The 13,662-nt window shown below is 71.7% G+C and carries 13 protein-coding genes; 11 read left to right on the forward strand and 2 right to left on the reverse strand.

Annotated features, from left to right (window positions below):
• The first annotated feature begins 4 nt into the window (after positions 1–4).
• From A5680_RS16840 to A5680_RS16850, 3 genes are all read left to right on the forward strand, one after another.
• A complete protein-coding gene (locus A5680_RS16840) occupies positions 5–913 on the forward strand; it encodes an alpha/beta fold hydrolase (RefSeq protein ID WP_055398785.1) in 909 nt (302 codons plus the stop codon).
• A 29-nt stretch (positions 914–942) separates the two neighbouring features.
• A complete protein-coding gene (locus A5680_RS16845; protein WP_067821301.1) occupies positions 943–2,358 on the forward strand; it encodes an acyl-CoA synthetase in 1,416 nt (471 codons plus the stop codon).
• 89 nt (positions 2,359–2,447) lie between these two features.
• On the forward strand, positions 2,448–3,743 hold the full coding sequence (locus A5680_RS16850) for an MFS transporter (protein ID WP_067821305.1): 1,296 nt from the start codon (positions 2,448–2,450) through the stop codon (positions 3,741–3,743).
• A 6-nt stretch (positions 3,744–3,749) separates the two neighbouring features.
• Here A5680_RS16850 and dapD read toward each other — a convergent pair whose 3' ends face one another.
• Complete coding sequence (gene dapD, locus A5680_RS16855) at positions 3,750–4,703, reverse strand: 2,3,4,5-tetrahydropyridine-2,6-dicarboxylate N-succinyltransferase (protein ID WP_156675149.1); 954 nt, start codon at positions 4,701–4,703, stop codon at positions 3,750–3,752.
• 36 nt (positions 4,704–4,739) lie between these two features.
• Between dapD and dapE the strand changes: the two genes are divergently transcribed.
• Positions 4,740–5,804 (forward strand): succinyl-diaminopimelate desuccinylase, encoded by a 1,065-nt coding sequence (dapE, locus tag A5680_RS16860; protein WP_067821311.1) that lies wholly within the window; start codon positions 4,740–4,742, stop codon positions 5,802–5,804.
• On the opposite strand, the gene A5680_RS16865 is transcribed toward dapE, so the two are convergent.
• Complete coding sequence (locus A5680_RS16865) at positions 5,805–7,919, reverse strand: AAA family ATPase (RefSeq protein WP_067821315.1); 2,115 nt, start codon at positions 7,917–7,919, stop codon at positions 5,805–5,807. It lies immediately after the preceding gene.
• 60 nt (positions 7,920–7,979) lie between these two features.
• On the opposite strand from A5680_RS16865, the gene A5680_RS16870 reads away from it, so the two are divergent.
• The 7 genes from A5680_RS16870 to A5680_RS16900 all read left to right on the forward strand — a co-directional run bounded on the left by A5680_RS16870 (position 7,980) and on the right by A5680_RS16900 (position 13,651).
• A complete protein-coding gene (locus A5680_RS16870; protein WP_055398773.1) occupies positions 7,980–8,522 on the forward strand; it encodes a TIGR00730 family Rossman fold protein in 543 nt (180 codons plus the stop codon).
• 57 nt (positions 8,523–8,579) lie between these two features.
• Complete coding sequence (gene fadD6, locus A5680_RS16875) at positions 8,580–10,364, forward strand: long-chain-acyl-CoA synthetase FadD6 (protein ID WP_067821318.1); 1,785 nt, start codon at positions 8,580–8,582, stop codon at positions 10,362–10,364.
• Between the two features lie 97 nt (positions 10,365–10,461).
• Positions 10,462–11,337: a dihydropteroate synthase gene (gene folP, locus A5680_RS16880; RefSeq protein ID WP_067821423.1), complete on the forward strand. Its 876-nt coding sequence runs from the start codon at positions 10,462–10,464 to the stop codon at positions 11,335–11,337.
• A complete protein-coding gene (locus A5680_RS16885) occupies positions 11,334–12,311 on the forward strand; it encodes a glucosyl-3-phosphoglycerate synthase (protein WP_067821321.1) in 978 nt (325 codons plus the stop codon). Before folP ends, A5680_RS16885 begins: the two co-directional genes overlap by 4 nt.
• Before the next feature lie 50 nt (positions 12,312–12,361).
• Positions 12,362–12,703 (forward strand): DivIVA domain-containing protein, encoded by a 342-nt coding sequence (locus A5680_RS16890; RefSeq protein WP_055398767.1) that lies wholly within the window; start codon positions 12,362–12,364, stop codon positions 12,701–12,703.
• A 2-nt stretch (positions 12,704–12,705) separates the two neighbouring features.
• Positions 12,706–13,284 carry a DNA-3-methyladenine glycosylase I gene (locus A5680_RS16895; RefSeq protein WP_067821324.1) on the forward strand — a complete coding sequence of 193 codons (579 nt, stop codon included), beginning with the start codon at positions 12,706–12,708 and terminating at the stop codon, positions 13,282–13,284.
• A gap of 193 nt (positions 13,285–13,477) precedes the next feature.
• A complete protein-coding gene (locus A5680_RS16900) occupies positions 13,478–13,651 on the forward strand; it encodes a DUF3117 domain-containing protein (protein ID WP_003878471.1) in 174 nt (57 codons plus the stop codon).
• Positions 13,652–13,662: the final 11 nt, after the last annotated feature.

Raw genomic sequence — 13,662 nt, forward strand, 5'->3', positions numbered from 1 at the left:
TGGCATGGTCATCGAGATCGCCCGCCCGAAGCTCGAAGGAAACATCGCCGTCGGCGAGGACCGCCAGATCGGCTTCGCCGAATTCGGCGACCCGCAGGGCCGCGCGATGTTCTGGCTGCACGGCACCCCCGGCGCCCGCCGCCAGATCCCGGTCGAGGCCCGCGTCTACGCCGAGAACCACCACATCCGCCTGATCGGCCTGGACCGCCCGGGTATCGGCTCGTCGACGCCGCACCGGTACCACAACATCCGCGCGTTCGGCGACGACCTGCGCACCATCGCGGACACCCTCGGCATCGACAAGATGGCCGTCATCGGCCTGTCCGGCGGCGGGCCGTACGCGCTCGCGTCCGCAGCGGTGCTGTCCGATCGGGTCGTCGCCCTCGGCGTGCTCGGCGGCGTCGCGCCCTTCCTCGGCGACGAGGGCATCACCAGCGGGCTGATGAACCTCGGCAAGCGGGTCGCACCCCTGCTGCGGCTGGGCGGCGACCCGCTGCGGATCGGCGCAAGCCTGGTGGTCCGGATGATCCGTCCGGTCGCCAATCCGGCGCTGTATCTGTATGCCGCGATATCGCCCGAGGGCGACCGTCGCCTGCTGACCCGGCCGGAGTTCGGCGCCATGTTCCTCGACGACCTGCTCAACGGCAGCCGCAAGCAACTCGCGGCCCCGTTCAACGACATCATCCTGTTCACCCAGGACTGGGGATTCCGCCTCGACGAGGTCAAGGTGCCCGTGCGCTGGTGGCACGGCGACAGCGACCACATCGTGCCGTTCGCGCACGGCGAGCACGTGGTCTCCCTGCTGCCCGACTGCGAGCTGATCGTGCTCCCCGGCGAAAGCCACCTGGGCGGGCTCGGGCGCGGCGAGGAGATCCTGTCCACCCTGACCAAGATCTGGGACGAGCAGGGCTGACCCTCCCCGCGGCCGGGTAGCCTGCTCACGTGCTGCTGGCGTCCCTGAATCCCGCGGCGGTCACCGCCACCGACATCGCTGACGCGGTACGCATCGACGGCGCGGTGTTGAGCCGCAGCGACCTGGTGGGCGACGCCACGTCGGTGGCCGAGCGGGTGGCCGGCGCGGACCGGGTCGCGATCCTGGCCACCCCCACCGCCGCGACCGTGCTCGCGGTCACCGGCTGCCTGATCGCCGGCGTGCCGTTCGTCCCGGTGCCCGCGGACGTCGGCGTCGCCGAACGCCGGCACATGCTCACCGATTCGGCGGTGCAGGCCTGGCTCGGTCCGGTGCCGGACGAGCCGGAGGGATTGCCGCACATCCCGGTGCGCTTGCACGCCCGGTCGTGGCACCGCTACCCGGAGCCGTCGCCCGACGCCACCGCGATGATCATCTACACCTCGGGCACCACCGGGCTGCCCAAGGGGGTGGTGCTGAGCCGGCGCGCGATCGCCGCCGACCTGGACGCCCTGGCGCAGGCCTGGCAGTGGACGGCCGACGACGTGCTGGTGCACGGCCTGCCGCTGTTCCACGTGCACGGGCTGGTGCTGGGCCTGCTCGGGTCGCTGCGGGTGGGAAATCGCTTCGTGCACACCGGAAAACCGACGCCGGCGGGCTACGCTGCGGCGTGTTCGGAGGCCGGGGGCACCCTCTATTTCGGCGTGCCGACCGTGTGGTCGCGGCTGGTCGCCGACGAGGCCGCCGCCCGCGCGCTGCGCCCGGCCCGGCTGCTGGTTTCGGGGAGCGCACCGCTACCCGTGCCGGTGTTCGAGCGGCTGGAGCGGCTCACCGGGCACCAGCCCGTCGAACGGTACGGCGCCTCCGAATCGCTGATCACCCTGTCCACCCGCGCGGACGGCGAGCGGCGCGCCGGCTGGGTGGGCCTGCCGCTCACCGGCGTGCAAACCCGCCTGCTCGACGACACCGGCTCCCCGGTGCCGCACGACGGGGAAACCGTTGGGCGCCTTGAGGTTCGGGGGCCGACGATGTTCGACGGGTACCTGAACCGGCCCGAGGCCACCGCCGAGGCGTTCGACGCCGACGGGTGGTACCGCACCGGTGACGTCGCGGTCGTCGACGCCGGCGGGATGCACCGCATCGTGGGCCGCGAGTCGGTCGACCTGATCAAGTCCGGCGGCTACCGCATCGGCGCCGGCGAGATCGAAACGGCGCTGCTCGGGCATCCCGGGGTGACCGAGGCCGCCGTGGTCGGGATGCCCGACGAAGACCTGGGCCAGCGCATCGTCGCGTTCGTCGTCGGCTCGGCCGACCCCGACGAGCTGACCAACTACGTCGCGCAGGAGCTGTCGGTGCACAAGCGGCCGCGCGAGGTGCGCCTCGTCGACGCGCTGCCCCGCAACGCGATGGGCAAGGTGCTCAAGAAGCAGCTGCTGTCCGACGGCTGACCCATACGCAGGAAGTTGCCAGCTTGCGCGCCGGGCAAGACCGGGCGGCTTCACCTACCGTCGTAACCGTGAATCGGCCCAGGACCCCCATGCGGCGAATAGCGGCCGCGTGCCTCGTCGGGTCGGCCATCGAGTTCTACGACTTCCTGATCTACGGGACCGCGGCGGCCCTGGTGTTTCCCACGGTGTTCTTCCCGCGCCTGGGCGCGACCCTGGCCACCGTCGCCGCCATGGCGACGTTCGCGACGGCGTTCCTGTCCCGCCCGCTGGGCGCGGCCGTCTTCGGATACTTCGGCGACCGCCTCGGACGCAAGAAAACGCTGGTCGCGACGCTGCTGATCATGGGCGTATCGACCGTGAGCGTGGGTTTGGTCCCCGGCACCGCGACGATCGGGATCGCGGCGCCGTTGATCCTGATCGTCCTGCGGTTGATGCAGGGGTTTGCCGTCGGCGGTGAATGGGCCGGGTCGGTCCTGCTGAGCGCCGAGTACGCGCCCACCGGCAAACGCGGCTGGTACGGCATGTTCACCCTGCTCGGCGGTGGCACCGCGGGCATCCTGGCCAGCCTGACCTTTCTCGCCGTCAACCTGACCATGGGCGAGAACAGCCCCGCGTTCATGGACTGGGGGTGGCGGGTGCCCTTCCTGATCAGCAGCGGGCTGATCGGCATCGCCCTCTATGTGCGGCTCAACATCGACGAAACGCCGCTGTTCGTCGAGGAGAAGGCTCGCGACCTGGTGCCCAAGGCGCCCCTGGCCGAGCTGTTGCGGTTCCAGCGGCGCGAGATCGTGCTGGTCGCGGGCGCCTTCCTGGGCGGGATGGGATTCGTCTACCTGGGCAACACCTTCCTGGTCATGTACGCCCACAACCATCTGGGCTATTCGCGCAGCTTCATCTGGGGTGTCGGCGCCCTGGGCGGGCTCACCAGCATGGGGTTCGTGGCGTTCTCGGCGTGGCTCTCGGATCGGGTGGGGCGGCGCCGGGTGATGCTGTGCGGCCTCGCGGCGTGCCTGCCCTGGGCGTTCGCGGTCATCCCGCTGCTGGACACCGGCAAGCCGGTGCTCTACGCGGTCGCCGTCATCGGCATGTTCGGCGCCGCGGCGGTGGCCAACGGGCCCACGGCGGCGTTCGTGCCCGAGCTGTTCGCCACCCGCTACCGCTACAGCGGCGCCGCGGTGGCGATGAACCTGGCCGGCATCCTCGGCGCGGCCGTGCCGCCGCTGATCGCGGGAACGTTGCTGGCGACCTACGGCGGGTGGGCGGTCGGGCTCATGATGGCCGGCCTCGTCGCGGCGAGCTTCGTGTCGGTGTATCTGCTGCCCGAAACCAGGGGAACCGCGCTGGGCGCCGCCCCGGCCGCCGACAGGGTCTCCGCCGAGGTCTAGCCGGCCTCAGTTGGCGTGCAGGTCCTCGTTGAGGGCGATGCCCTGACCGCCGCGGGCCACCACTTCGACGGCCCCGCTGACCGAATTGCGGCGGAACAACAGGTTGTTGCCGCCGGACAGCTCCAGGGCCTTGAGCACCTGGCCGTCGGGCGTGGCGACCTTGGTGCCCGCGGTCACGTACAGGCCGGCCTCGACGACACAGTCGTCGCCCAGCGAGATGCCAAGCCCCGCGTTGGCGCCGAGCAGGCAGCGCTTGCCGATCGAGATGACCTCGGTGCCGCCGCCGGACAGCGTGCCCATGATGGACGCGCCGCCGCCGACGTCCGATCCATCGCCCACCACGACGCCGGCCGAGATGCGGCCCTCCACCATCGACGCGCCCAGCGTGCCGGCGTTGTAGTTGACGAAGCCCTCGTGCATCACCGTCGTACCGGGCGCCAGGTGGGCGCCGAGGCGCACCCGGTCGGCGTCGGCGATGCGCACCCCGGTGGGCACGACGTAGTCGACCATCCGCGGGAACTTGTCGATGCCGTAGACGGTCACCGGGCCGTGCCGGCGCAGCCGGGCCCGCACGGCCTCGAATCCTTCGATCGCGCACGGGCCGTGGTTGGTCCACACCACGTTGGTCAGTACCCCGAACAGGCCGTCGGCGTTCAGCCCGTGCGGCGCCACCAACCGATGCGACAGCAGATGCAGCCGCAGGTAGGCGTCGTAGGCGTCGGCGGCCACGTCGTCGAGCGAGCCGATCACCGTGCGCACGGCGATGGTTTCGGTGTGGCGGTCGTCGTCCCGGCCGACGAGCCCGACCAGCTCCGGCGGGACGTCGGACAGCGCGAGCCGCGAGGTACCGCCGGTGCCCGACTCGGTCAGTTCCGGTGCGGGGAACCACGTGTCGAGGATCGATCCGTCGGCGGCCAGCGTCGCCAGCCCGATGCCTACAGCTGAAGTCACGGCGGTCAGGTTACTTGCCGCGCGGCAGCGGATAACCTTGGACCCGTGCTGGACTTGCGCGGGGACCCGATCGAGCTGACCGCGGCGTTGGTCGACATTCCCAGCGAATCGCGGCACGAGGCGCGCCTGGCCGACGAGGTCGAGGCCGCGCTACGCGCCCAGACGTCGGGGTTCGAGATCGTCCGCAACGGCAACGCCGTGCTGGCGCGCACTCGCAACCATCGGCCGTCGCGGGTGCTGCTGGCCGGGCATTTGGATACCGTCCCGGTCGCCGGCAACCTGCCCAGCCGCCGCGAGGACGGCGACCTGTACGGATGCGGCGCCGCGGACATGAAATCGGGTGACGCGGTCTTCCTCCATCTGGCCGCCACGGTGGCCGACCCGGTCCACGACCTGACGTTGGTGTTCTACGACTGTGAGGAAATCGACGCGGCCGCAAACGGTTTGGGCCGCATCGAGCGCGAGCTGCCGGACTGGTTGACCGCCGACGTGGCCGTGCTGGGCGAACCCACCGGCGGCTACATCGAGGCGGGCTGCCAGGGCACGCTGCGGGTGGTGATCTCGGCCGCCGGAACGCGCGCGCATTCGGCGCGATCATGGTTGGGCGACAACGCCATTCACAAGCTGGGCGCCGTGCTGGACCGGCTGGCCGCCTACCGTGCCCGCACCGTGGACATCGACGGCTGCGAGTATCGCGAGGGCCTGTCCGCGGTGCGCATCGACGGCGGCGTGGCGGGCAACGTGATTCCCGACGCGGCCGCGGTCACGGTCAACTTCCGGTTCGCCCCCGACCGGTCGGTGGCCGCGGCGCTCGAGCACGTGCACGAGGTGTTCGACGGCCTGGACGTGCACATCGAGCAGACCGACGCCGCCGCGGGTGCGCTGCCCGGGCTGTCCCAGCCCGCCGCCAAGGCCCTGGTCGAGGCCGCCGGCGGGCAGGTCCGGGCGAAGTACGGGTGGACCGACGTCGCGCGGTTCGCCCAGCTGGGCATCCCGGCGGTCAACTTCGGACCGGGTGACCCGAACCTGGCGCACAAGCGCGACGAGAGCGTGCCGGTCGCCAACATCACCGCCGCGGTGGCCATGCTGCGCGGCTACCTCGGCGGCTAGTCAGCCCCGGCAGCGCTGGGCCTGCGCGGCCGCGTCGGCGGCGGCAGCGCGCATCCCCACCGCGGCCAGGTCCTCGGACACCGCCAGCAGCGCCGCCCCGTCGCCGGCGGCCAGCGCCTGCCCGTGCGCCAGAGCGAGTTTGCCTGCGACGCAATCGATCTCGTCGCAGAGCCGGCCCAGCGGGTCGGCCGCGCGGATGTCGCCGAGCCGCACGGCGTCGTGCCAGGCGCGCAACGCGACGGCCCGCTGGCCGCCGCGTTCGGCCATCCGGGCGGCGTCGCGGGCGGCGGCCACGGCGCCGTGCGAGTCGCGCATCGAGGCCAGGCGCCACGCCCGCGCGACGCCGAGCTCCGGCGCGAACAGCGCTGATTTGGTTCCGTGCCGGGATTCCGCTTTGGCCAACGCCTTTCCCACGGCCGCCACATCGCCGCGCTGGGCCAGGGCGGTGGCCAGCAGCGTCAACGACAGCGGCCCCCACGAATAGCCGGTGCGTTGCAGCGTGCCGGCCGCCGGGCCGAGTAACGCTGCGGCCCGGTCGAATTCGCCGTCGGCGAGCAGCACATGCGCCAGCAACACCTCACCGATCGCCCGGCCCGGCTGCTGCAATTCGGCGAAATCGGTGAACTGCTGGGCTAGTTCGCGGGCCGCGTCCAGCCTGCCCGCCATCAACAACGCGGTGGTCTGCCCCAGCCCGATCGTGAAGCGCAGCAACCCTGGATGCTCGGCGGCCAGGGCGCGCTGGGCCAGCGGCTCGACATCATCGAAACGGCCTTGCCGGGCCGCGCACAGCGCCGCCGCGCTGGCCGCCCAGGCCACGGCCTGGTCGTCGGCCTCCGGGGCGGCCAGCACCTCGCCGGCGACCTTGACGGCGTGCGCGACGTTGCCGGCGTTCATCGCGAACGTGGCGCTCAGCGCGTCGAGCGTGGTGCGCGGGCCCGCGTCGGTGATGCGGCCGCGGATGGTCCGCAGGAACGCGGTCGCCCGCTCGGGCTCGCCGAGCATCCAGAACTGGTTGGCCGCGCGCAGCAGCGCCCAGTCCATCAGGGCGGCTTCGGTCAACGCGCCGGGATCCAGGCCGGCCAGCACCGCGTCCGCTTCGCGGCCGCGGCCCTGCCACCCCAGGGCGTGCGCCAACGCGAGCCGCGCCGCCAACCCGCCGGACCGCTCCAGCGCCGCGCGCGCCAGCCGTTCCCCGAGCGCGAGGTCGCCCAGCCGCAGCGCCTGCTGCGCGGCGGCGACCACCTCGGCCGTCGGCTGGGGGGCGTCGCTGTCCAGCGCCAGGCCGGCCAGCCGGAGCCGGTCGCTGAGGTGGTCCGAGGGATGCCGCGACAGCAGCCGCACCAACTCGGTGCGCCGCCGCCGCGCGCCGTCGCCGCCGAGGGCCGCGCGCGCCCGCTCGGCGAACTGCGGGTGGGCCGTGTACACCACCGGGTCGTCCGAGGCCCCGCCGCGCTCCCGCGTTTCCACCGCCCCGCAATCGGCCGCCTGCGCAACGGCTTCCGCGGAGGTGAGGGCGGTCAGGTCGGCGAGCGCCAGCGGCTCGGCGACGGCCAGGTACTCGAGCACCGACCGGGCCGCTTCGGGTATCTCGGCGAGGAACGCGTCGATCGAGGCCGGCGTGCCGGCGTCGCCGGGCGGCTCGATGTCGATGCGGGGGAGCAGGCCGTCGGTCCACAGCGCCGCGACGGCCTCGGGGGACGAATCGGCGCGGCCGGTGACGATCATCCTGGCCGCGCCGGCCCGCGCCAGCTGGTACACCAGCGTGGCCGACAGGATGTCCAGGTCGTGGGCGTCGTCGACGACGAGCAATAGGTCGGGCCCGTCCAGCGACGCCCGCGCGGCCCGCAACAGCGCGGCCGGCTTGCCCAGCTCGGCGATCTGCACCAGGTGGCTGAAGGCGCCGAAGGGAACCGCGCGCTCGGTCGGGGTGCCGGTGACCCAGCGCACGCGCGTGCCGGGGTGGCGGTCGCCGAAATCCTCGGCGGCCGTGCGGGCCAGCGTCGACTTGCCGCAGCCGTCCGGGCCGAGCACGACGCTCCCGCGGCCGGTCGCCAGCGCCGCCTCCAGCCGCTGAAGGGCCGACGCGTGCTGGGGGACGTTCCATCGAATCGGCATCGCCGGATTTTATGGCGCGCGGTGTGCCGCCCGCAGCAAGCTTGGTCTACCTTTCGTTGTATGCGCGACTGGGCGGTGTGCGTGTACTGCGCGTCCGGACCGGAACATCCCGAATTGCTCGCCGTCGCTGCCGAACTCGGCGAGGCGATCGCCGAGCGCGGCTGGACCCTGGTGTGGGGCGGCGGCCGCGTGTCGGCGATGGGCGCGGTCGCCACCGCGGCGCGCGCCCGCGGCGGCCGGACCGTGGGCGTCATCCCCCAGATCCTGATGCGCCGCGAGATCGCCGACACCGAGGCCGACGAGCTGATCGTCACCGAGACCATGCACGAGCGCAAACAGGTCATGGAGGACCGCTCCGACGCGTTCGTCGTGCTGCCCGGTGGCGTGGGCACCCTCGACGAATTGCTGGACTCGTGGACCACCGGCTACCTCGGCCTGCACCGCAAACCCATCGTCCTGCTGGATCCGATCGGGCATTACGAGGGCCTGTGGGCCTGGCTGTGCGGGCTGCTCGACAGCGGCTACGTCGGGCAGCCGGCGATGGACCGGTTGTTGCTGGTCGACAAGGTGAGCGCCGCCCTGGAGGCCTGCGCGCCCGAATGAGTGCGCGGCCCCTACTAGGCTGACCGCCGGATTGTTTACGCAGAATCGAGGGATGACGTGGCCGATCACGACGGGGGAGCGCGCACCGCGGTCAAACTGACCGATATCGCAGCTCGGGCGCCGCGCCTGCTGGCCGATTTCCCGGCGATCGTGCGGGGGGCGAGGACCGGGCTGCTGGCCCAGCCGGGCTCGAAGAAGTCGATCGGCACGGTGTTCCAGGAACGGGCCGCCCGCTACGGCGACCGGGTCTTCCTGCGGTTCGGCGACCAGCAACTGACCTACCGCGACGCCAACGCCGCCGCCAACAGGTACGCCGCGGTGTTGGCCGCGCACGGCGTCGGCCACGGCGACGTCGTCGCGATCATGCTGCGCAACTCGCCCAACGCGGTGCTGGCGATGCTGGCGGCGGTCAAGTGCGGCGCGGTCGCCGGCATGCTCAACTACCACCAGCGCGGCGAGGTGCTGGCGCACAGCCTGGGCCTGCTGAAGGCCAAGGTCCTGATCGCCGAGACCGACCTCGTCAGCGCGGTGGCCGAGTGCGGCGGCTCGGGCGACACGGAAACGATGACCGTCGAAGACCTGGAACGCCTCGCCGCCAGCGCCCCGGCCACCAACCCCGCCTCGGCGTCGGCCGTGCAGGCCAGGGACACCGCGTTCTACATCTTCACCTCGGGCACAACGGGTTTCCCGAAGGCCAGCGTGATGACCCACCTGCGGTGGCTGAAGGCGCTCGCGGCGTTCGGCGGCATCGGGCTGCGGCTGAAGAGCTCCGACACCCTGTACAGCTGCCTGCCGCTGTACCACAACAACGCGTTGACGGTCGCGCTCTCGTCGGTGATCAACTCCGGGGCGACGCTGGCGCTGGGCAAGTCGTTCTCGGCGTCGAAGTTCTGGGACGAGGTGATCGCTGCGGAAGCCACCGCGTTCATCTACATCGGCGAGATCTGCCGGTACCTGCTCAACCAGCCGCGCAAGCCCACCGACCGTGCGCATCGGGTGCGGGTGATCGCGGGCAACGGGCTGCGCCCGGAGATCTGGGACGAGTTCACCAACCGGTTCGACATCGCGCGGGTCTGCGAGTTCTACGCCTCCAGCGAGGGCAACACCGCGTTCATCAACATCTTCAACGTGCCCAGGACCACCGGGGTCTTCCCGATGCCGCTGGCCTACGTGGAGTACGACCCCGACACCGGAGCCCCGCTGCGCGACGACAACGGGCGGGTCCGGCGGGTGCCGCCGGGGGAGCCCGGCCTGCTGCTCAGCAAGGTCAACCGGCTGCAGCCGTTCGACGGCTACACCGACAAGGAGTCGAGCGAGAAGAAGCTGGTGCGCAACGCCTTCCGCGAGGGCGACGTGTGGTTCAACTCCGGCGACGTGATGAGCCCGCAGGGCATGGGTCACGCCGCGTTCGTCGACCGCCTCGGCGACACCTTCCGGTGGAAGGGGGAGAACGTCGCCACCACGCAGGTCGAGGCCGCGCTGGCCTCCGACGAATCCGTGGAGGAGTGCACGGTGTTCGGGGTCGAGATTCCCCGCACCGGCGGTCGCGCCGGGATGGCCGCGGTCAAGCTGCGCGAGGGCGCGGAGTTCGACGGCAAGTCCCTGGCCGCCGCGGTGTACGGCCAGCTGCCCGCCTACGCGTTGCCGCTGTTCGTGCGGGTGGTCAAGTCCCTCGAGCACACCACGACGTTCAAGAGCCGCAAGGTCGAGCTGCGCGAGCAGGCCTACGGTTCCGACGTTGAGGACCCGTTGTACGTGCTGGCCGGCCGTGACGAGGGCTACGTGCCCTACTACGACGAGTACCCCGACGAAGTGGCCGACGGTAAGCGCCCCAAGGGCTGAGTGTGCGGCTGGCCGCACATTCGGCGTCGAGCGTGCGGCTGGCCGCACAGTCGATCCCCGGGCCGCGCCCGGCGCGGTGACCGGGCACCATGGACGTGTGCAGTCGACGTTCTGCGGCCGCCCGGTCGCCGGTGATCGCCCGCTGATCATGGCGATCGTCAATCGCACCCCGGATTCGTTCTACGACAAGGGGGCGACCTTCAGCGACGAGGCCGCTCGCGACGCCGCGCACCGCGCCATCGCCGAGGGCGCCGACGTCGTCGACGTCGGCGGCGTCAAAGCCGGGCCGGGCCAGGACGTCGATGCGGACACCGAGATCGCCCGGTTGATCCCGTTCATCGAGTGGTTGCGCGGCGCCTATCCGGACCAGCTGATCAGCGTCGACACCTGGCGCTCCGAGGTGGCCAAGGTGGCCTGCGCGGCCGGGGCGGACCTGATCAACGACACCTGGGGCGGCATCGACCCGGCCCTGGCCGAGGTGGCCGCGGAGTTCGGCGCCGGCCTGGTGTGCGCGCACACCGGCGGCGCGCTGCCCCGCACGCGTCCGTTCCGGGTGAGCTACGGGACCACCACGCGCGGCGTCGTCGACGACGTCATCCGTCAGGTCACCGCCGCGGCCGAGCGCGCGGTAGCCCGCGGGGTGGCCCGCGACCGGGTGTTGATCGACCCGGCCCACGACTTCGGCAAGAACACCTTTCACGGGCTGCTGCTGTTGCGCCATGTGAGCGATCTTGTTAATACCGGATGGCCCGTGCTCATGGCTTTGAGTAACAAGGACTTCGTCGGGGAGACTCTGGGTGTGGAATTGACCGAGCGGCTGGAGGGAACGTTGGCGGCCACCGCGCTGGCGGCGGCCGCCGGCGCGCGGATGTTTCGGGTGCACGAGGTCGCCGCGACCCGGCGGGTGCTGGAAATGGTGGCCGCCATCCAGGGTGTGCGGGCGCCGGCGCGCACGGTGAGGGGGCTGGCATGACGGCGTCCGACCTGTTCAGCGACGCCGCCGTGCTGGCCGCCGGGCCCGGTGACGCGTGGCTGGCCGATCGCAGCTGGAATCGTCCGAGCTGGACCCTCGCCGAACTCGAGGCCGCCAAGGCGGGACGGACCATCTCGGTCGTGCTACCCGCGCTCAACGAAGAGGACACCATCGAATCGGTGGTCGACAGCATCTCGCCGCTGGTGGACGGCCTGGTCGACGAGCTGATCGTGCTGGACTCCGGCTCCACCGACGACACCGAGATCCGCGCGGTCGCCGCCGGCGCCCGCGTCGTCAGCCGGGAGCAGGCCCTACCCGAGGTGCCGGTCCGGCCCGGCAAGGGGGAGGCGCTGTGGCGCTCGCTCGCGGCCACCAGCGGCGACATCGTCGTCTTCGTCGACTCCGACCTGATCAGCCCGCACCCGATGTTCGTGCCGTGGCTGGTCGCCCCGCTGCTCACCGGCGACGGCATCCACCTGGTCAAGAGCTTCTACCGGCGGCCGCTGCAGGTCGGCGACGTCGGGGGTGCCGCGGGCACCACCGGCGGCGGACGCGTCACCGAGCTGGTGGCCCGGCCGTTGCTCGCCGCGCTGCGGCCCGAGCTTGGCTGCATCCTGCAGCCGCTCGGCGGGGAGTACGCCGCCACCCGCGAATTGCTCACGTCGGTGCCGTTCGCGCCCGGCTACGGCGTGGAGATCGGCCTGCTGCTGGACACCTTCGATCGGTTGGGCCTGGAGGCGATCGCCCAGGTCAACCTCGGGGTTCGCGCCCACCGCAACCGTCCGCTCGCCGAGCTGGGGGCAATGAGCCGCCAGGTCATCGCGACCATGCTGTCGCGTTGCGGGGTCCCCGACTCGGGGGTCGGGTTGACGCAGTTCTTCGCCGACGACCGGGAGGGTTTCGGCTACACCCAGCACACGTCGCCGGTGTCGCTGGCTGACCGCCCGCCCATGACGGTCCTGCGGCCGCGCTGAGGCCACGCTGGTTCGTCGCGGTGTCGGTGGCATAGGGCAGTATCGACGGCGTGGCGTTGGTGTTGCTGTATCTGGTCGTGCTGGTGCTGGTGGCGATCGTGCTTTTCGGTGCCGCGAGTCTGCTGTTCGGTCGCGGTGAGCAGCTGCCGCCCCTGCCGCGCGGGACCACCGCGACGGTGCTGCCCGCCTACGGGGTGACCGGCGCGGACGTCGACGCCGTCAAGTTCACCCAGGTGCTGCGCGGATACAAGACCAGCGAGGTGGACTGGGTCCTGGACCGGCTCGCCCGCGAGCTCGAGGCGCTGCGCGGCCAGCTGGCCGCGGTGCACGCCCCCGCGGCGGCGGAGGACGAACCCGGGGAACCCGAGGGCGGCGAGGAGCGTCAGGACTAGATGTGAGCGATGACGGGCTGGTTCGGTGCGGCTGGGCGGCCATTCGGCCCGGACCCGACTTCGAGATGTACCGCGACTACCACGATCAGGAGTGGGGCCGCCCGGTGCACGACGGGGTGGCGCTGTTCGAGCGGATGAGCCTGGAGGCCTTCCAGAGCGGGTTGTCGTGGCTGATCATCCTGCGCAAGCGGGAGAACTTCCGGCGCGCCTTCGCCGGGTTCGATTTCGAACGGGTCGCCGGCTATACCGACGCCGACGTGCAGCGGCTGATGGCGGATACCGGAATCGTGCGCAACCGGGCCAAGATCGACGCGACGATCGCGAACGCGCGCGCCGCCGCCGAGCTGGGCACCCCGGCGGACCTGTCCAAGCTGCTGTGGTCGTTTGCGCCGGAGCCGCGCCCCCGTCCGGCCGACGGCTCCGAAATCCCCTCGGCCACTGCGGAATCGAAGGCCATGGCCCTCGAGCTCAAGCGGCGCGGCTTCCGCTTCGTCGGCCCGACCACCGCCTATGCGTTGATGCAGGCCACCGGGATGGTCGACGACCATATTCGGGGCTGCTGGGTGCCTTCTCCCCGGTGACGGCGCGGGCCGCGAGCGGCCCGCAAACCCCCGAGAACCGGGTCTTTGTACAACTCGTGACCTGGATAGGGAACAATGGAGGCGTGATTTGGCAGTTCGATGTCGGGTATGGCTGGAAAATCGCTGGCGGGGCATGCTCGGCGCCGACCGGGTCCGCAAGGGCGGGCCGGCTCGAACCTGGAGGGAGCACTCGATGGCGGCGATGAAGCCCCGGACCGGCGACGGTCCTCTGGAAGCAACCAAGGAGGGGCGCGGCATCGTGATGCGGGTACCACTTGAGGGAGGCGGTCGACTGGTCGTTGAGCTGACGCCCGACGAAGCCGCCGCACTCGGTGACGAACTCAAGGGTGTCACGAGCTCCAGCTGACGCGCGCCCGC

It is taken from the genome of Mycobacterium sp. E2989 (genome assembly GCF_001667595.1).
GTDB lineage: Bacteria > Actinomycetota > Actinomycetes > Mycobacteriales > Mycobacteriaceae > Mycobacterium.